The 20,633-nt window shown below is 56.9% G+C and carries 23 protein-coding genes and 1 tRNA gene; 15 read left to right on the top strand and 9 right to left on the bottom strand.

All coding sequences use genetic code 11. The features are described 5' to 3' along the window. The first annotated feature begins 37 nt into the window (after positions 1-37). Positions 38-781: a heme-dependent oxidative N-demethylase family protein gene (locus L0664_RS14135; protein ID WP_235226532.1), complete on the top strand. Its 744-nt coding sequence runs from the start codon at positions 38-40 to the stop codon at positions 779-781. Here the strand turns inward: L0664_RS14135 and L0664_RS14140 are convergent. The 4 genes from L0664_RS14140 to L0664_RS14155 all read right to left on the bottom strand — a co-directional run bounded on the left by L0664_RS14140 (position 778) and on the right by L0664_RS14155 (position 3,860). Continuing rightward, positions 778-1,077: a hypothetical protein gene (locus L0664_RS14140; protein WP_235226533.1), complete on the bottom strand. Its 300-nt coding sequence runs from the start codon at positions 1,075-1,077 to the stop codon at positions 778-780. The genes L0664_RS14135 and L0664_RS14140 overlap by 4 nt on opposite strands. A 149-nt stretch (positions 1,078-1,226) precedes the next feature. Continuing rightward, positions 1,227-2,633, bottom strand: a complete 1,407-nt coding sequence (gene glnA / locus L0664_RS14145) for a type I glutamate--ammonia ligase (protein ID WP_235226534.1) — start codon at positions 2,631-2,633, stop codon at positions 1,227-1,229. 59 nt (positions 2,634-2,692) lie between these two features. Further along, the gene (locus L0664_RS14150) at positions 2,693-3,031 is read right to left on the bottom strand and encodes a P-II family nitrogen regulator (RefSeq protein ID WP_235226535.1); all 339 of its coding nucleotides are present in this window, start codon (positions 3,029-3,031) and stop codon (positions 2,693-2,695) included. 352 nt (positions 3,032-3,383) lie between these two features. After that, complete coding sequence (locus tag L0664_RS14155) at positions 3,384-3,860, bottom strand: Hint domain-containing protein (RefSeq protein ID WP_235226536.1); 477 nt, start codon at positions 3,858-3,860, stop codon at positions 3,384-3,386. 259 nt (positions 3,861-4,119) lie between these two features. Here L0664_RS14155 and L0664_RS14160 point away from each other — a divergent pair. From L0664_RS14160 to L0664_RS14180, 5 genes are all read left to right on the top strand, one after another. Beyond that, positions 4,120-4,204: transfer RNA gene (locus L0664_RS14160), tRNA-Leu, on the top strand. A gap of 36 nt (positions 4,205-4,240) precedes the next feature. Beyond that, a complete protein-coding gene (locus tag L0664_RS14165) occupies positions 4,241-5,527 on the top strand; it encodes a glycosyltransferase (protein ID WP_235226537.1) in 1,287 nt (428 codons plus the stop codon). Between the two features lie 121 nt (positions 5,528-5,648). Beyond that, a complete protein-coding gene (tig, locus tag L0664_RS14170; RefSeq protein WP_235226633.1) occupies positions 5,649-6,980 on the top strand; it encodes a trigger factor in 1,332 nt (443 codons plus the stop codon). Between the two features lie 213 nt (positions 6,981-7,193). Then, entirely contained in the window at positions 7,194-7,637 is a 444-nt protein-coding gene (locus L0664_RS14175; RefSeq protein ID WP_235226538.1) for a hypothetical protein, read from the top strand. Between the two features lie 110 nt (positions 7,638-7,747). Continuing rightward, a complete protein-coding gene (locus L0664_RS14180) occupies positions 7,748-8,224 on the top strand; it encodes a hypothetical protein (RefSeq protein ID WP_235226539.1) in 477 nt (158 codons plus the stop codon). Positions 8,225-8,280: 56 nt separating this feature from the next. Here L0664_RS14180 and rplI read toward each other — a convergent pair whose 3' ends face one another. From rplI to rpsF, 3 genes are read right to left on the bottom strand one after another with little or no spacing between them, the layout of a single operon-like run. Beyond that, a complete protein-coding gene (rplI, locus tag L0664_RS14185) occupies positions 8,281-8,904 on the bottom strand; it encodes a 50S ribosomal protein L9 (protein WP_235226540.1) in 624 nt (207 codons plus the stop codon). Between the two features lie 12 nt (positions 8,905-8,916). Beyond that, positions 8,917-9,144 carry a 30S ribosomal protein S18 gene (rpsR, locus tag L0664_RS14190; RefSeq protein WP_093993249.1) on the bottom strand — a complete coding sequence of 76 codons (228 nt, stop codon included), beginning with the start codon at positions 9,142-9,144 and terminating at the stop codon, positions 8,917-8,919. A gap of 29 nt (positions 9,145-9,173) precedes the next feature. After that, positions 9,174-9,527: a 30S ribosomal protein S6 gene (gene rpsF / locus L0664_RS14195; RefSeq protein WP_235226541.1), complete on the bottom strand. Its 354-nt coding sequence runs from the start codon at positions 9,525-9,527 to the stop codon at positions 9,174-9,176. Positions 9,528-9,803: 276 nt separating this feature from the next. Here rpsF and L0664_RS14200 point away from each other — a divergent pair, with 276 nt between their 5' ends. The 4 genes from L0664_RS14200 to L0664_RS14215 all read left to right on the top strand — a co-directional run bounded on the left by L0664_RS14200 (position 9,804) and on the right by L0664_RS14215 (position 12,672). After that, entirely contained in the window at positions 9,804-10,427 is a 624-nt protein-coding gene (locus L0664_RS14200; RefSeq protein ID WP_235226542.1) for a hypothetical protein, read from the top strand. 128 nt (positions 10,428-10,555) lie between these two features. After that, entirely contained in the window at positions 10,556-11,494 is a 939-nt protein-coding gene (fabD, locus tag L0664_RS14205) for an ACP S-malonyltransferase (RefSeq protein ID WP_235226543.1), read from the top strand. A gap of 3 nt (positions 11,495-11,497) precedes the next feature. Further along, positions 11,498-12,235 (top strand): 3-oxoacyl-[acyl-carrier-protein] reductase, encoded by a 738-nt coding sequence (fabG, locus tag L0664_RS14210; protein ID WP_235226544.1) that lies wholly within the window; start codon positions 11,498-11,500, stop codon positions 12,233-12,235. 203 nt (positions 12,236-12,438) lie between these two features. Next, positions 12,439-12,672, top strand: a complete 234-nt coding sequence (locus L0664_RS14215) for an acyl carrier protein (protein WP_235226545.1) — start codon at positions 12,439-12,441, stop codon at positions 12,670-12,672. Positions 12,673-12,768: 96 nt separating this feature from the next. On the opposite strand, the gene L0664_RS14220 is transcribed toward L0664_RS14215, so the two are convergent. Then, positions 12,769-13,566 carry a hypothetical protein gene (locus tag L0664_RS14220; protein WP_235226546.1) on the bottom strand — a complete coding sequence of 266 codons (798 nt, stop codon included), beginning with the start codon at positions 13,564-13,566 and terminating at the stop codon, positions 12,769-12,771. Positions 13,567-13,795: 229 nt separating this feature from the next. Here L0664_RS14220 and fabF point away from each other — a divergent pair, with 229 nt between their 5' ends. From fabF to cysE, 5 genes are all read left to right on the top strand, one after another. Next, positions 13,796-15,055: a beta-ketoacyl-ACP synthase II gene (fabF, locus tag L0664_RS14225; protein ID WP_235226547.1), complete on the top strand. Its 1,260-nt coding sequence runs from the start codon at positions 13,796-13,798 to the stop codon at positions 15,053-15,055. After that, a complete protein-coding gene (gene mltG, locus L0664_RS14230) occupies positions 15,056-16,228 on the top strand; it encodes an endolytic transglycosylase MltG (RefSeq protein WP_235226548.1) in 1,173 nt (390 codons plus the stop codon). A gap of 464 nt (positions 16,229-16,692) precedes the next feature. Next, a complete protein-coding gene (locus tag L0664_RS14235) occupies positions 16,693-18,006 on the top strand; it encodes a GTA baseplate fiber-binding domain-containing protein (protein WP_235226549.1) in 1,314 nt (437 codons plus the stop codon). Next, positions 18,007-18,297 (top strand): DUF7742 family protein, encoded by a 291-nt coding sequence (locus L0664_RS14240; protein WP_235226550.1) that lies wholly within the window; start codon positions 18,007-18,009, stop codon positions 18,295-18,297. Between the two features lie 81 nt (positions 18,298-18,378). Then, positions 18,379-19,188 carry a serine O-acetyltransferase gene (gene cysE, locus L0664_RS14245; protein WP_235226551.1) on the top strand — a complete coding sequence of 270 codons (810 nt, stop codon included), beginning with the start codon at positions 18,379-18,381 and terminating at the stop codon, positions 19,186-19,188. A 148-nt stretch (positions 19,189-19,336) separates the two neighbouring features. On the opposite strand, the gene L0664_RS14250 is transcribed toward cysE, so the two are convergent. Beyond that, positions 19,337-20,629 carry a pyruvate dehydrogenase complex dihydrolipoamide acetyltransferase gene (locus tag L0664_RS14250; RefSeq protein WP_235226552.1) on the bottom strand — a complete coding sequence of 431 codons (1,293 nt, stop codon included), beginning with the start codon at positions 20,627-20,629 and terminating at the stop codon, positions 19,337-19,339. Positions 20,630-20,633 lie beyond the last annotated feature (4 nt).

The raw sequence follows: 20,633 nt of genomic DNA on the forward strand, positions 1-20,633 counted from the left end.
GACGGGGGTATTTCGCCTTGTCAGGTCAAAAAACGACATGAAAGTGCGCACGCTGGAACACCCGATTTTGCAAGATTATCTGCCAGACGGGCAGCTTGATGTGGCGGCCGCGCGGTTGCCGTCCATGCGCCCTGTCGTGGGGCCGTGGCTGTTTTGTGATGGGGCGTACGGCGCGCAGATGGGAGAACGGCGGCGGTTGCTGGCTGAGCGCCCCGAGGACGTTCTGGCGCAGACGCCCGAGGGGGTGGCAGGGGCGCGGGCCTTTCTTGAGGCGGCTTTGCGGGCTTTACCAGCCGGGTTTGCGCACCAAGATGACAGGGTGGCCTGCCCGGACGGGCATATCGTGGCGCTTGATTGGGACGCGCCGCTGCGCAGTGTTGGCGAAATGTTGCAACAAGACGTCTGCATTTTGGACCGCAGCGGCGATGAGCATGTCTTGAGCGGAGCAGTCCTGTGTTTTCCCGCCAGCTGGACCTTGGCCCAGAAGATTGGCAAGCCGCTAATCCGTATTCATCATCCTGTCAGTGAATACAGCGATGCAATCGCGGCGCGGGTTCAACGCCTGTTTGACGGTGTGCAAACAGGGCGGCCCATGTGGCGGGCCAATGCGCTGCGCTACAGCGATCCGACGCTGTATCAACCACGTCCTGAAAACGATCCACGGCCCATCGGAACGCCCGATGCGCCGTATATTCGCAGTGAACGCCAGACCGTGCTGCGACTGGCCCATCCGGGCGCAGTTGCCTTCATGATCCACACGTCCGTCGTGCAGGTTGATTAGAAAATAAAGGTCACCACCACAGCACAGGCGATTGAGACCGAGGCAATCTTGTGCAGCATGCTCGACATGGTCCAACGCAGTGGATCAAGAAGGATGTCACCAAAACTGCGCACAGTCGCGCCGTGTTGCAGATGCCCATCGTGGGAGGGGACGCCACGGGTCTGCCAGGCGGCAGGCATTGTGGACGCGCCGGCACGCACTGCGGATGCAGGGCGGTCGGACTGACGATGGGACCCAAAGCTCATGGTTTGAGGGGATTGGACTCGTACGGGGGTATATTTGTTCACACTACTCATGACGCCAACGTCAACCATGACTGGGTCAACATCAGGTTAACGTAAGGGCATTTTGCAGATCTATTTATGGCAAAATTGCGCCAATTTGGTTCTGGAAATGCAAAAGGGCGCCCTGTGGGGCGCCCTCTGTATGATGTTAAGCGTTTGAATTAGCAGCTGTAATACAGCTTGAATTCAACGGGGTGTGGTGTGTGTTCGTATTCGTACACTTCTTCCCACTTCAGATCCATGTAGCCCTGAAGCTGATCTTTGGTAAACACGTCGCCCTGAAGCAAGAAGTCCATGTCGTCTTCCAAAGCGTCCAGCGCTTCGCGCAGGGAGCCACAAACAGTCGGGATTTCCGCCAATTCTTCTGGTGGCAGATCATAGAGGTCTTTGTCAGACGCAGGGCCGGGATCGATCTTGTTCTTGATGCCGTCAAGGCCAGCCATCAACAGCGCTGCAAAGCACAGGTAGGGGTTGGCTGCGGGATCAGGGAAACGAGCCTCAACGCGCTTGGCTTTCGGGCTTTCTGTCCACGGAATACGCACACAACCGGAACGGTTTGATGCGGAATACGCACGCAGAACAGGAGCTTCAAAACCCGGGATCAGACGCTTGTAGGAGTTTGTGGACGGGTTGGTGATCGCGTTCAGCGCTTTCGCGTGCTTGAGGATACCACCGATGAAATACAGCGCCTCTTGGGACAGATCCGCGTATTTGTCGCCTGCAAACAACGGCTTGCCGTCTTTCCAGATGGACATGTTCACGTGCATGCCGGTGCCGTTGTCGCCTGCGATCGGCTTTGGCATGAACGTCGCCGTTTTGCCGTAAGCCTGTGCGACGTTGTGCACGACGTATTTGTATTTCTGAAGTTCATCAGCCTGTGTTGTCAGCGTGCCGAAGATGAGGCCCAGCTCGTGCTGGCACGACGCCACTTCGTGGTGGTGCTTGTCGACCTTCATGCCAAGGCGCTTCATCGTGGACAGCATTTCAGAACGGATGTCCTGTGCGTCGTCGATTGGGTTCACAGGGAAATAACCGCCCTTAACGCCGGGACGGTGGCCTGTGTTGCCCATTTCGTATTCTGTGTCTGTGTTCCAAGACGCGTCGATTGCGTCGACCTGGTAGGACACTTTGTTGATGCCGACCTGGTAACGCACGTCGTCAAACAGGAAGAATTCGGCCTCTGGGCCCCAAAAGGATGTGTCGCCGATGCCTGTGGATTTCAGGTAGGCTTCTGCGCGCTCGGCTGTGCCGCGTGGGTCGCGTTCGTAGCCTTCGCCTGTGTCGGGCTCAACAATGGAGCAGTGCAGACACATGGTTTTTTCCGCATAGAAGGGGTCGATGTAGGCGCTGGCGGCGTCTGGCATCAATTTCATGTCGGATTCGTTGATGGCTTTCCAACCGGCGATGGAGGATCCGTCAAACATGAAGCCTTCCTCAAGGAAGTCTTCGTCGACCTGATCGGACATCAGCGTGACGTGCTGCAACTTACCGCGTGGGTCTGTGAAACGGATATCGACGTAATCGATGTCCTCGTCTTTGATCATTTTGACGACGTCTTTGTTTGTCATGTTCTGTCTTTCGCTTGATAGGGTGGAAATAGAATAATGTGCGCTGGATGCGCCGCGGATTATAGGGCTTCGTCGCCTTCTTCACCGGTGCGGATGCGGATGGCGTGGGACACGTCGCTGACGAAAATCTTGCCATCGCCGATTTTGTCGGTCTTTGCCGCAGCAATAATGGCTTCGATTGCGCCATCAACCTGATCGTCGGCCAAAACGACCTCGATTTTCACCTTCGGTAGGAAATCGACAACGTATTCGGCACCGCGGTACAGCTCTGTGTGGCCTTTCTGGCGGCCGAAGCCTTTGACTTCCACAACGCTCAGGCCTTGAATGCCAGCGTCTTGCAGCGCCTCTTTCACTTCGTCCAGTTTGAACGGTTTAATGATCGCTTCAATCTTCTTCACGAGCCGACTCCCCCTTGCACGGTGTGTATTCCCTTGGGGTATGACCAATTCTGCCCGCCTGCCTCAATTCCTGAGCGGCCAGGCAAGGGGCGGGACAGGGCGAATGGAACTTAATTGCCTAAATATTAGGCATAGTGGCGCGATATAATGCGTTTTGAAAACTTACGCGCCGTGCCCCGTCTTTGGTTCTCAAATATTCTGGGGTGAGAGCCCCTTGGGGGCGCGAGGGGCAAAGCCCCTTACGCGGAACGCAGCCCCGAAGGACTGCGCTCAGACATGGCTCAAGGCCGTGCCGATAGAAATCACAAAAAATCGTGTGCGCGTCAGCGCCCCTTCGGATCAATCGTTTTGATCAAACGGACGCGCTCGCCACTTCGAGGCCGTCAGCGTAAAGGATGTGCTGCTTGTCAAACACCAGTTCATAAACGGTCATTGTTGTCGCGTCTTGCTCGGATACGAATTCACCGTCGATCAGGCGCTTGGCCTTTACGGTGGCGACATCGGCACCAAACAGCGCCTTTGCGCGCCAGTCGCGGATGTGAACAAGGGTGTCAGGCCCGACGATCATGTCGTCTTGTGGACGGGTATGGCCCAAGGATCCGGCTTTGATCTGGATAGACGCGACGCGAACGTCTGCGCTGCGCACATCGCGCAAAACAGCCATGCCGCTGTCACGGGTGATAATGCGGTCACCGGCGTTCAGGTGTTCGACCGGCAATTCGCCGTCCAGTGTCATAACTGTCGTGCCTGTGGCAAGGCCGGCGACGGTCGCTGACGGCATGGCAACTACAGTGCCGTCCAAAAATTCTTTTGTTTTTCCCAGGTGCATGGCGGTTCTCGCTATCATGATTTTTATCTGCCTCAGTGTTTTGCCCTAGAATATGGCAACAAAGCGTTACTGACAGGGCAATTCTGGTGCCATTGCATGTCATCCCAAAGGTGAGTCTTTTGGGTCACGCCGGACAGACCGTTGAAATGGCCAGAAAACATTGGGCAATTGGCGTCATTTTCCTCTCGCATCCGGTAAATGTCTTTGTTAGGACGTGCGCATCTGAAGGGAGGGCTTGGCCTTCCCTTTATAATGAGATGCGGGTGTGGCGGAATTGGTAGACGCACCAGATTTAGGTTCTGGCGCCGCAAGGCGTGGGGGTTCGAGTCCCTTCACCCGCACCATTCCCATTCGTTGAGCGTTCTGATTGAGTGCCCGATATGGCCAGCCCGATCATTACGTTCACAAGCACCGGAACCTACGGGGATATCTTGCCGCTTTTGGCGGTCGGGCAGGCCTTGCAGGGGCGCGGCGCGCAGGTGCGGTTCGGGGTACAGGCCGGTCATGTTCCATTGATCCAAGCGGCGGGGTTTGAGGCCACGCGAATTTTGCCAGGTATGGACGAGATTTGCGCAGGCCTCGGCATTACTGTGCCCGAATTGATCGGCCCGTTGATGAACAAGCCTGAATACCTTTTCCGCAACATCTGGATTCCCTACCTTCAACAGACGGTCGAGGCCGTGCGCGCCATGGCCGTTGGCAGTGATCTGATCGCGGGCACGTTCCAGACGGCGGCGGGCCCGTTGATTGCCGAACAGATGAATGTTCCGTTTGTGCCGCTGTTTTTGCAGCCCCTTGCGCTGATGGCACCCAATGATCCGCCTGTCGGGCGGGGGCTGTGGATGTTTCGCCAGTCGCCGTCGGGTGTTGGGGTGACGTGGAACCGTGCGATGCGGCGCGTTTTCAACATGCATTTCAAGCTGCATTATGGGCGTGCATTTAACGCCGTGCGGGCTGATCTGGGTTTGCCCGCCGCACAGTCCGCGCCCTATTTCGGGTATGAGCCCTTTATTGATCAGGCGTTGTGTTTGTACCCAAGGGCCCTGCATCGCGCTGACCCTGAACATACATTGCATTTGGATTTTACCGGGTTCTGTTTCGGAAAGGCCCCCAAGGCGTTGCATTCTGCTGAAGAAACACGGTTCGCGGCCTTTATGGCGGCGGGGGACGCGCCTGTCGTTGTCACGCTGGGGTCGATTGCCCAGCAGGTGCGAGGGCGATTTTATGAAACCGCGCTTGAAGCTGCACGCGCGGTGGGCAAGCGGGTGGTTTTGCTGACGGGCGCTGATTGGGACGGCAGCGTGCAGGGTGATGATGTGTTTGTGGCCGAGTATCTTAATCATGAAACCGCCTTTGCGGGGGCGTGTGCTGTTGTGCACCACGGCGGTGTCGGCACATGGGGGGAGGCGCTGCGCGCAGGGTTCCCACAGGTTGTTGTGCCGTTTGGAACGGACCAGCCGGACAATGCCGCGCGCACCCGTGACATGGGCGTTGGGGTCGGCCTGCCTGCGGCCACTGTGAACGTCGCAAATCTGACGGCGGCGCTGCACCGCGTTCTGGATGATCCGGCCATTTCACGCACCGCACAGACCCACGCAGAGGGGCTGAAAAACATGGACGGCGCAGCGCGCGCGGCAGATATTTTGCTGGCCCGTCTGGCCCGCTAAGGATCGCCGCGCGCGTTAAGGGCTTTTCGCCTTGCGCCATGTGGGGGTGGGCACTAGAAGGGCCGTTGATTTTGACCGCCGCGGACGCCTCTGCGGCCCCTATGCGATGGACAAGGACGACATGCAGGTCACAGAGACACTGAACGACGGATTGAAGCGCGGCTATGAGATCACCGTGACAGCGGCCGAATTGGACGCGACTGTTATGGACAAGCTGAAAGAAGCCCAGCCAGAAGTCGAAATGAAGGGCTTTCGCAAGGGCAAAGTCCCGATGGCGATGATGAAAAAGCAGTTTGGCCCAAAGGTTCTGGGCGAAGCGATGCAAGAATCCGTCGACGGCGCGATGAACAAGCACCTCGAAGAATCCGGCGATCGCCCCGCGATGCAGCCCGAGATGAAGATGACCAACGAAGACTGGAAAGAGGGCGACGATGTTGTCGTATCTGTTTCTTACGAAGCGTTGCCTGATGTTCCTGAGGTCGATTTTTCCGGTATCAAACTGGAAAAAATGGTTGTGAAGCCTGACGACGCGTCCGTGGAAGAGGCGCTCGCGTCTTTGGCTGAGACCGCACAGAACTTTGAAGACCGCAAAAAAGGTTCAAAGGCGAAAGACGGCGATCAGGTGATCTTTGATTTCCTTGGTAAAGTCGACGGCGAAGCGTTTGAAGGTGGTGCCGCAGAAGGTCACGCGCTTGTTCTGGGGTCCAACCAGTTTATCCCCGGTTTCGAAGAAGGTCTTGTTGGCGTCAAAGCTGGCGATGAGATCAACGTCGATGTGACATTCCCGGAAGAATACAACGCCGAGCACCTTGCGGGCAAAGCGGCAGTGTTCGAATGCAAAATCCACAACGTTCAGGAGCCTAAGACGGCCGAGATCGATGATGAGATGGCAAAGCAGTTCGGCGCCGAAGACCTTGCAGGTCTGAAAGGCCAGATCACTGAAAAGCTGCAGGAAGAATATGCTGGCGCGGCCCGTGCGGTCACCAAGCGTGGCCTTCTGGATGCTTTGGACAAGAAGGTATCGTTTGAGCTGCCACCGTCCTTGGTTGAAGCAGAAGCCGGCCAGATTGCCCACCAACTGTGGCACGAAGACAACCCAGAGGTTGAAGGCCACGATCACCCAGAGATCGACACAACGCCAGAGCACACAAAGCTGGCCGAGCGTCGCGTGAAGCTGGGCCTGTTCTTGGCTGAGATCGGCCAGAAGGCTGAGATTCAGGTGTCCGACGCTGAATTCACCCAAGCGGTCATGAACCAAGCGCGCCAATACGGCAACCAAGCGCGTCAGTTCTTTGAATTTGTTCAGCAGAACCCACAGATGCAGCAGCAGATCCGCGCACCTTTGTTTGAAGACAAGGTCGTCGATCACATCATTGATGGAGCGTCTTTGACAGAAAAAGAAGTGTCCAAGGACGATCTGCAAAAGGCTGTTGAGGCCCTCGAAGACGAATAAGTCTGACAGACCAAACGCATTGGAAAGCCGCCCCCATTGGGGCGGCTTTTTTCGTTTGTGATCGAAAAGATGCAAAAACCTATGGAAAACCTGACCTAAAAGACAGGATTTTGGTCTGGGCGGATCGTGCGAGCTTCGCTTACCCTTACGTCACATTTTAAGACGATTACATTGGGGAACAATATGAAGGCTTTGTTTTTAACAGTATTGGGGATGGTGGGATTCGCAGGGGCGGCGCAGGCCTGCCCGAACTGGAACCTGAACCCGACCTACGGCAGCTATAACCTGAGCGCGGGGCAAATGCGATCACCGCAAACCTTGTCCTTGCAGGCGAGGGGTAACAACTATGTTTGGGATTGCAGCAATGTGAACCCGCAGACAGATCAGGGCGCCGGTTACTTTACGTCTCAGCCGAATGCGCGGTTTTTCATCAGCGGCATCGAAGGAAACCGCTTGGTGATTTCAGTGCACAGCAATTGTGACAGCGCGCTGTTGATCAATACAGGCACGGCGACGTGGTACTACGATGATGATGACGCGGGCAATCTGGACCCGCAGATCGTTTTGACGCGCCCGCGCAGTGGCCAGATTGATGTTTGGGTCGGTACGTACGACGGTGCTGTGTGTGACGCGGTTCTGGCGTTGCAGGCGCGCTAAGACAATCGACTGTTCTGGCAAAGGCCGTCCCGTACATCGGGGCGGCCTTTTGTGTCTGCTAACGCATTTGTGTTGGTGCGTTTGCGCGGGTTGGCGTTACCGTTGGGGTCATGATTAAGTTGTCCGCTTTGTTTGCCATTTTGGTCGCGCCCGCCTTCGCGTCTTGCCCTGATCCGACACGACAGGAGGGGGCTGTTTACAATGCAACCGGGGCTGAGCTGTTGGCGCCACGCACATTTGCTGTCACGGCCGGGGGCGGGCTGCCGGTTCCGTGTGTGGATTTTGTTGATGCGGACCCGAGCCTGCTGCGCGAAGAATTGGTCGGGTTCATGTCAGGTGAACCGACCGCCGTGATCGAGCTGGAGGGCATGGCCCCCCATATCCTGACCGTATCTGCGCGCGCTGAATGTGGTCCTGTCCTGACGGTCCACGCATCAGACGGGCAATGGTATTTCGGCGAATTTAGTGATGCAGGGCAGGCGGTGACGTTGTGGGGTGCACCGGATGGGCCGCTGCGGGTTTGGGTTGGATCAACCACCTTGGCCCAGTGCGAGGGCGCATTTACGTTAGAGACGTTTGATCGCTAACGAAAAAGGCCGCCCCAAAAAGGAGCGGCCTTAAATCTTTGAACCTGAAAGACTGTTTAGTCTTCGTCAGATGCGTCGTCAGCGGCAGGCGCTGGTGCGTCGTCATCACCAAAGTCGTCCATACCAGCAGCGCCGATATCATCGAACAGCTCCTGGATTTCGAACTCAGCTTCTGCCTCTGCTTCTGCGGCCAGTTCGGCGACAGATTTGCCAGCGGCCTGAAGTTCAGCTTCTTCGGCGGAACGGGCGACGTTCAGCTTGATCGTTGCTGTGACTTCCGGGTGCAGAACGACGGACACATCGTGGATGCCCAGTTCTTTGATCGGTTCGATCAGCGCGACCTGCTTGCGGTCAACCGTAAAGCCAGCGGCGGTTGCTGCTTCTGCGGCGTCACGTGTTGTGACAGAGCCGTACAAGTTGCCACCATCGGACGCAGAGCGAATCACGACAAATGTCTCGCCGTCGAGTTTGGCCAGCATTGCGTCGGCTTCTTTTTTGGTTTCCAGGTTTTGCGCTTCGAGTTGCGCTTTCTGGGCCTCAAAAGCTGCCATGTTGTGGTCGTTGACGCGCAGGGCTTTGCCCAGCGGCAACAAGAAGTTGCGTGCGTAACCTGGTTTCACAGAGACGACTTCGCCCATCTGACCCAGCTTTGCGACACGTTCTAGAAGGATAACATCCATTGGAATTTTCCTTTACTTAACGGCGTAAGGCAGCAGGGCCAAAAACCGTGCGCGTTTGATGGCGCGTGCCAAAGCACGTTGGTTTTTTGCACCGACAGCGGTGATACGGGAAGGTACGATTTTGCCGCGCTCAGAGATGTAGCGCTGCAGTGTACGTGTGTCTTTGTAGTCGATCTTCGGAGCGTTGTCGCCCTCGAACGGATCGGACTTACGACGGCGGAAAAATGGTTTAGTAGCCATGACTTATGGTCCTTTCTTAATCTGATGGATTAGCGGCGTTCGCGGCGGTCTGGACGTTCGTCACGCTTTTGCATCTGCACGGAAGGACCTTCTTCGTGTGCATCAACTTTAATCGTGAGAACGCGCATGACGTCTTCGTGCAAACGCATCAGACGCTCCATCTCCTGCACGGCTGTTGCCGGTGCATCGGACCGGATAAAGGCATAGTGGCCTTTGCGGTTCTTGTTGATCTTGTAGGCCATCGTCTTAACGCCCCAGTACTCGGACATGACGACTTTGCCGTCGTTGTCAGCGAGAACTGTGGAGAAATGTTCGATGAGGCTTTCTGCTTGCGTGTTGGACAAGTCCTGACGCGCAATCATCACATGCTCGTATAAAGGCATGAGTACTCCGTTCATTGATCTCAGCGCATTTCATAGGGCGAGGGTTAATCATCCCGCTCTCGCCCACGAGAGACTGCGCAGTTTATAAAAAGCTGCGGGACAACTCGGGCCTTATACAAAGGACGCAGCGAAGGGCAAGCGAAACAGTCATGCAATCGCGCATCGCCGCGCAAAGGTTACCAATAGGTTAACAGATTCCACGTATTAACCATTTGGTTGCCCTGATTGTGCCCCAGTTCGCCGTGAAGTTGTGTTTGATCGCACAAGGAGACATTCATGACGGCGCAACCAGACCATACAGACTTTAGCACACGGACCGCCGCGGGACCTGAAACAGTTGTTATGCGCCCCAAGGTCGTTGAACATTACTGGGGTTATGAGGTCGCGTCCAATGAACACGTCATAAGCGCTGCCGTGTTGATGCGGGCGATGTGCGGGTTGCTGACGGTCGCCACGTTTGGTGCAGCAATTGGCGTTTGGTTGGTGCCTGCGATGGCTTTTGTCGGTTCTGCGTTTGTGTCGAAACTTGTGGTGTCTGTGATGCTTTTGGCTGTGATGGTCGTTTTGGCCCGCATTGCTGCGCGTGGAACACAGGTGCGCGTGCAGGTTGATATGACCACGGGAGAGCTGCGCGAGGTCGTGGATGGCCCGTTCGGATCCGTTATCACGTTGGCCAATTACGGCATTGATGCTGTGCAATCGGTGGACATCGTATCGTCGCGCACGGAACCATCGTTCGGGCAAATCCACGTGCAGATCAGCGGTTTGGGCCCAATTCCAGTGGGGGACGGTGCGATTTTGACACTGCACCCGTTGCGGGACCGGTTGGCGCAAGACTGCGGAGTTGATCAAGGCGACAGTGCACGGGTTGCCGTTTGGGGTGGGCCTTTGGCGGCCTGAACTTTACTGATTGCAAGGATGTGCGGCCCCAGAAGTTTCGGGGCCGTTTTTCGTGCGAGGGCGCGGCACCACTTGTGTGCGCACTTGGGCTCCGTTACGCCTGTCTCCAACTTAAATAGGGGGCGAAAATGAAGGCGTTTGTATTTCCAGGGCAGGGTGCACAGACAATCGGGATGGGGCAGGCGTTGGCCGAAGCGTATCCCGCCGCGCGGGCTGTGTTTGAAGAAGTGGACGATGCTTTGGGTGAAAAGCTGTCCGATTTGATTTGGACGGGCGACATTGCCGATCTAACGCTGACCAAGAACGCACAACCCGCATTGATGGCAACATCGCTGGCGGCGATGCGCGCCCTAGAGACCGAGGGCGTGACCATTGACGCCGCATCCTACGTTGCAGGCCATTCTTTGGGTGAATATTCGGCGCTGGCAGCGGCGGGCGCGTTTTCCATCGCAGATACCGCTCGTTTGTTGCGCATTCGCGGCGAAGCCATGCAATTGGCGGTGCCTGTTGGCATTGGCGCGATGGCCGTGCTGTTGGGCATGGATTTTGAAGGCGCGCAGGCCGTTGCAGCAGAGGCCGCACAGGGCGAGGTGTGCCAAGCCGCCAACGACAATGATCCATCCCAAGTGGTGGTGTCCGGTCATAAGGCGGCCGTGGAACGCGCGGTTGAGATTGCAAAGGCGAACGGGGCCAAGCGGGCGATGTTGCTGCCTGTCAGCGCGCCGTTCCATTCATCCCTGATGGCCCCTGCGGGTGATATCATGGCGGCGGCTTTGGCGGATGTGGCGATGAATGCGCCGTCTGTTCCGTTGATCGCAAACGTGCGCGCGCAGGCTGTGGACGCCGATGATATCAAGACGCTGTTGGTTGAACAGGTTACCGGATCCGTGCGCTGGCGCGAAAGCGTGATGTGGATGGCAGGTGCCGGTGTCACTGAGGCGTGGGAAATTGGTGCCGGTAAGGCGCTATCGGGTATGATCAAGCGGGTGGATCGCAGCATTGCGACCCGCGCAATCGGGACGCCGGATGATGTTAAGGCGGCGGTTGCCGCGCTGAATGAAGGATAAGATATGTTTGATTTGACTGGAAAAAATGCGCTGATCACGGGTGCGTCGGGCGGTATCGGTGGCGAAATCGCCAAGACGCTGCATGCGGCGGGCGCAACTGTGGGGCTGTCGGGCACGCGGGTTGAACCGCTTGAGGCATTGGCCGCTGAGCTGGGCGAGCGCGCCCATGTGTTGCCTTGCAATCTGTCAGACGGGGCGGCGGTTGATGCGCTGCCCAAGGCTGCCGCAGAGGCCATGGGGTCGGTTGATATTCTGGTGAACAATGCCGGAATTACCCGCGACCAGATTTTCATGCGGATGTCTGATGATGAATGGGGCGATGTGATCAACGTGAACCTGACGTCCACCATGCGTCTGTGCAAAGGCGTTATTCGCGGCATGATGAAGGCGCGTTGGGGGCGGATTGTGAATGTGTCCTCGATCGTGGGTGCGACAGGAAACCCCGGGCAGGCGAATTATGCTGCATCCAAGGCCGGTATGGTCGGGATGTCCAAATCCATTGCATATGAGGTCGCATCGCGTGGGATTACGGTGAACTGCGTGGCGCCGGGTTTCATTGCGACAGCCATGACCGATAAGCTGACAGACGATCAAAAAGGCAAGATTAATCAACAAATTCCTGCCGGTCGCATGGGCACACCAGAAGAGATTGCAGCCGCTGCGCTGTATCTTGCGTCTGATCAGGCGGCCTACGTCACGGGGACGACTTTGCATGTCAATGGTGGTATGGCGATGTTGTAGCCCCTATATGAGGGTTTCGCGAAAGCGTTTGCCAAGCTGGGAATCTCTGGTATAGGCGGCGCAGAATTGAGGTTTGTGACCCTACGTCGCAGATTTCGGAGGTCCTGAGCAGGGCCAGGCAACGGCCAGATCCGCCCGCAACGATTGGGGGCAGTGACGGTTACCAACGGGCCTCTGGCCCCGAACTATGTAAGGAATTTAACATGAGCGATGTCGCAGACCGCGTACGTAAGATCGTTGTAGAGCACCTTGGTGTTGAAGAAGACAAAGTTGTTGAAGGCGCGTCCTTCATCGACGATCTGGGCGCTGACAGCCTCGACACTGTTGAGCTCGTGATGGCGTTCGAAGAGGAATTCGGTATCGAAATCCCTGACGACGCAGCTGAGACAATCCAGAGCTTCGGCGATGCTGTTAAGTTCATCTCTTCTGCGTCTTAAGCAGTTCGAGACTTTGGTTTAGGGGCGGCGCCAGAGATGGCGGCGCCCTTTTTCGTTGGTGATGTCGTGTTGTAAGGCCTGACAAGTGCGTTCGTTTTAAGGCTTTTTGGGTGGTTTCCCACGCTCTGCCAGACGGGTGGACAGTTTCTTGACGAATTTGAGAGAGAGCGGGCGGTGGAACAACAATCCGACAAAGTGCGGGTTTTGCCACGCGACTTTGGCCCTTAAGGATCGTTTCCCGATTTTGACTTTTAGGGTTCCCATGAGGTGTTGACTGTCGATCAACCTGATTTTTGCACCCATTGCACTGACGTCCAGCATTTGCATATCGACGGGCGCGCGATTTCCGTCTGTGACGGCCACGGTATAATTGCACAAATACCGTTTACGGCGTTCTTTGCGCAGCTTCATCTGGTGGAAGGCGAAGTAACCGACAACCGCGATAACCACTGAAAAAACACTGATCCCGACGATTGCGACGTTTGCCGTGATCGCGGGCAGGTTTGTAAATCCGCGGCTGGCGGTGTCTTGACTGTCGTCTGTTGCGGACGTCGGTGTGTTTTCAAAGGTACATGCGTCATGGCTTATGGCGACCATGCGCCGCAAAAGCCGTCTGTGCGCTGGTGCGGTGAGCAATTCGGCGGTGCCGACGGTGCTTCGAAAATTACGTTGCTGGCGTATGGTGGTGATGCTTGCTGCATAGTCTTCGACGACGGTGATGAGGTCTTGTGAGCGAAACGATGTGGCCTGCAAGGCGCGTGTGCGTGCGAAGATATCATCAAGCGTGGCTTGGACGTTGGGGGCGGCTTGGGTGGATGAAAGCCTTTCGATAAGCAGACCTGCCCGTGCCTCGAGGCGTTCCAGGTCATAAATCTGGGAACATACGCTTGCCATTACAGGCGCCGCAGACATCATCATTACAATGTTGAGAACGTACCAGCACGTTCGTAAGATCCCAGACACGATATTTTCCATTCCTTTTGCAGGCCGCTTATCCGGTAGCGAAATTGCGGAATGGTTAATGGGCGTTTTCATGCCAATTCGGCCTTTGCTACAAGGCTTGCCCCTCCTAGGGAATGCGCGGTACATGGAACCTAAGGAATTGAATGAAAAGGGCTGAGGCATGCGTCGAGTAGTTGTAACCGGACTGGGGTTGGTCACCCCGCTCGCCGATGGGGTCGAAAAAAGCTGGGAACGGATTTTGGATGCGCAATCTGGCGCGGGGCCGATCACGCATTTTGACCCTGAAGGGTTCGGGACGACCTACGCCTGCGAAGTGCCATATGGTGATGGCAGCGACGGGACGTTCAACCCTGATACCTACATGGCTGCGAAAGACCGCCGGAAGGTCGACACGTTTATTCTGTTCGCTATGGCCGCCGCAAAGCAGGCCGTTGAAGACGCAGATTGGCAGCCTGAGGACCAAGAGGCCCTTGAGCGGACGGGCGTGTTGACCGGATCGGGCATCGGGGGGCTGAATTCCATCGCCGAAACGGCTGTTATGATGAAAGAAAAGGGCCCCAAGCGGGTTTCCCCGTTCTTTGTGCCGGGGGCGTTGATCAACCTGATTTCAGGCCAGATCGCGATCAAATACGGGTTCAAGGGCCCCAACCATGCGGTTGTGACGGCCTGTTCTACGGGTGCGCACGCGATTGGTGATGCGACACAGCTGATCAAATCGGGCCGTGCGGATGTGATGATTGCAGGCGGCGCAGAGGCCACGATCTGTGAAATCGGCATCGCGGGTTTCAACGCCTGTAAAGCGCTGTCGACCAAGCGTGCGGATGACCCAAAGGCGGCGAGCCGACCCTATGATGCGGACCGCGACGGGTTCGTGATGGGCGAAGGCGCGGGCATGGTGGTGCTTGAGGACTATGATCACGCGATTGCGCGTGGCGCCAAGATTTACGCCGAAGTGCTGGGCTATGGCCTGACGGGCGATGCCTACCACATCACGGCCCCGTCCGAGAACGGTGAGGGCGGTGAGCGGTCCATGCGGATGGCGTTGAAGGATGCGGGGCTTGAGCCTGCGGACATCGATTACATCAACGCGCACGGCACATCGACAATGGCAGACACCATCGAACTGGGCGCGGTTGAGCGGATGATGGGGGATGCGGCATCTAAGGTAACGATGTCGTCCACGAAGTCTGCGACAGGGCACCTTTTGGGGGCCGCTGGCGCGATTGAGGCGATTTTCTCGGTTCTGGCGATCCGCGATCAGGTGGCCCCGCCAACGATCAATCTTGATAATCCTGCGGTTGAAACGAAGGTCGATCTGGCCGCGAATGCCAAGGTCGAGCGTAAGATCGATGTCGCGCTGTCCAATTCGTTTGGATTTGGTGGCACGAATGCGTCTGTGTTGTTCGGGAAAGTTAAGTAAATGTGGAAACACATTGCGGCCAATGCGCTGACATTTCTGATTGTCGCAATGTTCCTTTTGGGCGGTGTTGTTGTTTGGGGAACCAAGGAATATAGCGCCGAAGGGCCATTGGATCAGGCGATCTGTGTTCAGGTGCGCCCGGGCAGCAATATGCGTATCGTCAGTGAAGATCTGGCCGCGCAGAACGCGATTTCGTCGGCGTCGATTTTCCGTATCGGGGTCGATTATGCCAATCTTGCGTCGCAGCTTAAGGCGGGCAGTTTTCTGGTGCCTGCGGGCACGTCGATGGAAGATATTGCCGATATCGTCACGCGCGGCGGGCAATCGACCTGCGGCACAGAGATCGTGTATCGCATTGGCGTTGCCCGTGTTGTCGCGCAGGTGCGCGAGCTTGAACCTGCGTCTGGCCGTTTCATCGAATTGGCGAGTTTTAATCCCGCCGAAGTCGACCCACCCGAGGCCTATCAGGAAAAACGCGAGGCCGAGGACACGCAGTACCGTGTTGTGATGGCCGAAGGTGTGACCAGCTGGCAGGTTGTCCAAGCGCTCAATTCGCTTGAGTTTATGTCGGGCGAAGTGACGGATATTCCACCCGAGGGGATGCTGGCCCCCAATTCGTATGAGGTACGCCCGCAGGATTCGGTGGCGGAATTGCTGGCGGATATGCAAAGCGCGCAGGAACGGATTTTGGCGCGTGCATGGGCGGAGCGGGCCGATGGGCTGCCTTTGGCGTCCCCCGAAGAAGCGCTGATTCTGGCGTCGATCATTGAGAAAGAGGCATCCACGAGCGACGAGCGGTATGACGTCGCTTCGGTGTTTGTGAACCGCTTGAACCAAGGGATGCGTCTTCAAACGGACCCCACGGTGATCTATGGCGTTACGCAGGGCCAAGGCGTGTTGGGGCGTGGGCTGCGCCAGAGTGAACTTCGCGCTGAAAACCCTTGGAATACTTATGTGATTTCCGGATTGCCTGCGACGCCGATTGCCAACCCTGGTGCTGCCACGATCGAAGCGGCGCTGAACCCTGCTGACACCGATTTCATCTTTTTTGTTGCCAAAACGCTGGACCCGCGCGACGGGCACAATTTTGCGGTGACACTGGATGAGCACAACGCGAATGTGGCGATTTATCGCCGTCTCGAAGCGGAGGCTGCGGCGTCTCAGGACAACTGAGGCGTTAACGAAACGTGCAAGTGCCGCGCGCTAACCTACTGGTAAGATTTGGAGAAATCTGGCCGTAGGCGTAAACATGTCCCACGCTGGGCGAAACCTGTTGAAGGGTCTTGGGCGTAATCCCGAGGCCCTTTTTCGTTTCGCAATCGGTCGGAGCAACCCCAGAGAGGGGATTTCGCAATGATCAACCAAAGCGGTGGGAAGACCACCGAGCAGAAACCGGCTGCCGAACGTATCGAGGAGGCTAGGCAGCTTTACAGAAACATTAACCAGACTCTCAAAACGGTTCTCGAGCTTGTCGAGTCCGGGGATTTCAAGGACGTCGCTTTGCTGCCCAAACAAATGGCGCAGCTGAATGCCGTCATTGCCGAGAGCCAGAAAAGGGAGGCTGATTTTGACGGGAAATACGGAGACGGGCTCGGCGATGGGGACATCGATTTCGAGCAGCTCAGACGTGACATCGGGTGGGCTTCGTGGAGGCGGATGCGGATTACGAAGTGCGCACCTCTGAGGCGATTTTCCCCGATGATCGAGGGCAAACGACATCTGCGTCTGAATTGCCCTTGGTCCTCACCAGTGCCGAAGGCCAACGCATTGCGGAACGCTGGCTGGCAGAAGCCCGTGTGGCCCGTGATAGCGCACGCTTTACGCTACCTCCGTCATTGATGAATGTCGGGGCGGGGGATGTAATCAGGCTGCCCGATCTGCACGGCGACGGATTGTTCCGCATTGATCAATCCGAACAAACCGATCGCCAAGCGCTAGAAGCGGTGCGCATAGAGCCAGCGATTTACGAGCCTCAAGATGTGACCGAAAAGACATTTGGTTTGCGCAGTTTCCCCCCCCCTGTTCCGGTTGAATTGATGTTGATGGATCTGCCGTTGTTCACCGGTGACGAGGACCCTGTCGCGCCTTATGTGGCGGCGTCCGGTGTGCCGTGGCCTGGCAGTGTTGCGCTGTATTCATCAGGGCAGGACGCGGGTTATGGGCTGAACCGGTTGCTGACGTCGGCATCGATGATTGGCCAGACGCAAACTGTGTTGCCAAAGGCCTGCGCGGGTCTGTTTGATCGTGGCCCCGCGCTGCGTGTGCAGCTTATTCGCGGTGATCTGCAAAGCGTTTCGGTTGATCAGGTCTTGGGCGGCGCGAACCTCGCGGTTATCGGGGATGGATCTGCGGAAAATTGGGAAGTCTTCCAGTTTGCCGATGCAGAAATCGTGAGCGAGGACACATTCGAGATCAGCATGCGGCTACGCGGACAGGCGGGATCTGATGGTGTGACGCCGTCGCAGTGGCCTGAGGGATCAATCTTTGTGCTGCTTGATGGTCAACCCCAACAGATTGACCTTGCCAGTTCTGCGCGTGGCGTCACACAGCATTATCGCTACGGTCCGGGCACCCGTCCACTGACCGACCCAAGCTATCAATATCGCACAGATGCATTTTCAGGTGTCGGATTGCGGCCCTATTCGGTTGCACATCTTCGCGCATCGCCCGCAGGTTCTGATCTGGATGTTACGTGGATACGACGTGCGCGCATGGGCGGCGACAGCTGGGACGGTGAAGATGTGCCCTTGTCCGAGAGCTTTGAGCGTTACGCCGTGCGCGTTTTCAAAGACGACGTTCAGGTACGTCAAGTCAGCGTGTCATCCCCAAACTGGAGTTACACAAGCGCAATGCAATCTGCGGATGGCGCGGGTGAAACACGCATTGATGTGGCGCAGGTGTCTGACGTTTATGGCGAAGGCCCGGCGTCATCCGTTACGCTCGTGGCATAAATGCGCGAAGTCGGGTTGAGTGATCTGGATCTTGCGACGCGCGCGCTGTTGGCGGTGCCTCGCGATACTTGGGCGGTCTTTGCGTCCAGCCTTATTGTTGATGCACATGCCGCTGATCTTTGGCGTAAACGGCATGGAGTGGCACATCCGGGCGGTGGCACCGGGTCACTTTATGCGCAGGCCGCGCTTTATCCTCGCGCTGCGACGTCGATGTGCAGTGCGCGATATTGTGCAGCGTTGTCGGTCTTGTTGGAGGCCCTTCTGGTATGGCGCGGGCGGACCAATCTCTAATTGTGATGATACATTTCACGGGTTTGTTCTTGGAAAATCATGCCTATGTAAGGTAGGACAATCCCGAAAGAGAGGTGCGCCATGGCCCAGACCAATCCAAAATTAACAACTGTTGATCCCGTTTGGCAGCGCATTTGCGATGAGGCAGAGGCCGCAATCCGTGAAGAACCACTTATCGGTGGCTTTGTGCACAGCTCCGTCTTGCACCACACATCGCTTGAAAACGCGTTGGCCTACCGGATTTCAATGAAGCTGGCCACGTCAGAGATGTCGGACCAAATGCTGCGCGAGATCGCAGATCGCGCCTACAGCGCTGATCCATCGCTGGCCGATGCAGCCCGCGCGGACATCGTGGCGATTTTTGACCGCGATCCAGCCTGCCTACGTTTCTTGCAACCCTTGTTGTTTTTCAAAGGATTCCAAGCCATTCAGGCGTTCCGTTTGGGCAATTTCTTGTGGAAAGAGGGCCGCCGTGATCTCGCCTACTATGTGCAAATGCGCGTGTCCGAAATTTTCGGTGTCGACGTCCACCCCGGTGCGACCATCGGTAAAGGTCTGATGATTGATCACGCCCATTCGATTGTGATCGGTGAAACGGCAGTTGTCGGTGACAACGTGTCGATGCTGCATTCCGTGACACTGGGCGGAACGGGTAAGGAAGAAGAAGACCGTCACCCCAAGATTGGCGACGGTGTGCTGATCGGGGCCGGTGCGAAGGTGCTGGGCAACATCAAGGTCGGGCATTGTTCGCGCATTGCTGCGGGGTCTGTTGTTCTTGAGGACATCGAACCGATGAAGACGGTGGCAGGGGTTCCGGCCAAGGTCGTCGGTGAAGCAGGCTGTTCGCAACCGTCGCGCACCATGGACCAGTTGTTGCGCACCCACGGGTAGGATCGAATTTACTGCGTAAATCCGATCGTCTGGGGGACTAGTCCCCCCAGACCCCCTAGAGTTTATTGGCCAGGTGAAATTGGAACGAAAAAGGGGCCGCGCGGTGTGATCCGGCGGCCCTTTTTAGTTTCGTTAGTGACGTTTCTGGTTAGGCAAGCATTCCCATCGGGTTTTCGAGGTTTGCTTTGATTGCGTTGAGCAGGTCCGCGCCCATTGCACCATCGATCACGCGGTGATCAACAGACAAGGTGACAGACATCACTGTTGCCACGGCCAATTCACCGTCCGCACCGACAGTCGGCTTTTTCGCGCCCGCGCCGACGGCAAGGATGCCGGAGTGGGGTGGATTGATGATCGCGTCGAAATTGTCGATCCCGAACATGCCGAGGTTGGAGATCGCGAAACTGCCACCTTGATATTCCTGCGGCGCAAGTTTGCGGTCACGGGCGCGGCTGGCCAGGTCCTTCATCTGCGTTGACAATGCAGAAAGCGATTTCATATCAGCGTCTTGCAGCACGGGTGTGAACAATCCACCCTCGATGGCCACAGCGACGGCCACATCGGATGCCTTCATCTTGAGCACACGATCACCAGCCCAGACGGCGTTGGCGTCAGGCACTTCTTGCAATGCCAATGCGCAGGCCTTGATGATGAAATCGTTGACCGAGAGCTTAACGCCACGCGGTTCCAACGTTTTGTTCAACTGGCTGCGGAATTTCAACAAAGCATCCAACTGGATATCGCGGCGTAGGTAGAAGTGCGGCACGGTTTGTTTGGCTTCTGTCAGGCGGGCGGCGATGATTTTGCGCATCCCGTCAAGCTTGACCTCTTCGAACGTGCGACCTTCATACATGGCCGTGACCTGTGCGGTGCTTGGGCCAGTGGCCAATGCCGCGGCAGGTGTATCTGACGTGGCCGTGGCCGGGGCGGCTGCGGCGGCAGGTTGGGCCGTAGCATTTTCCACGTCAGCCTTGATGATGCGACCATGCGGGCCTGAGCCTGTGATGGAAGCCAGATCGAGGCCTTTGTCTCTTGCGATGCGGCGCGCCAATGGCGTCGCAAATAAGCGCGACCCGTCCTTTGAAGGTGCTGCTGTAGGGGCAGGGGCCGCCGCAGCTGTGGCGGCGGGTGTGCCTGCTTCCGCCTTGGCGGCAGGTTCTGGCGATGCAGGGGCCGCAGCTGGTGCGGACATGTCTTCGCCTTCTTCACCGATCACGGCGATGGCGGTGTTTACTTTCACACCTTCCGTGCCCTCAGCCACCAGAATTTTGCCGATGACGCCTTCGTCCACGGCCTCAAATTCCATCGTTGCCTTGTCGGTTTCAATTTCAGCCAACAGGTCGCCCGATTGAACGGTGTCGCCCTCCTTGACGAGCCATTTTGCCAGCGTGCCTTCCTCCATCGTGGGGGACAGCGCGGGCATTAAGATTTCGATAGCCATTGTC

Origin of the sequence: Octadecabacter dasysiphoniae (assembly GCF_021532615.1) — a bacterium.
Taxonomy (GTDB): Bacteria; Pseudomonadota; Alphaproteobacteria; order Rhodobacterales; family Rhodobacteraceae; genus Octadecabacter; species Octadecabacter dasysiphoniae.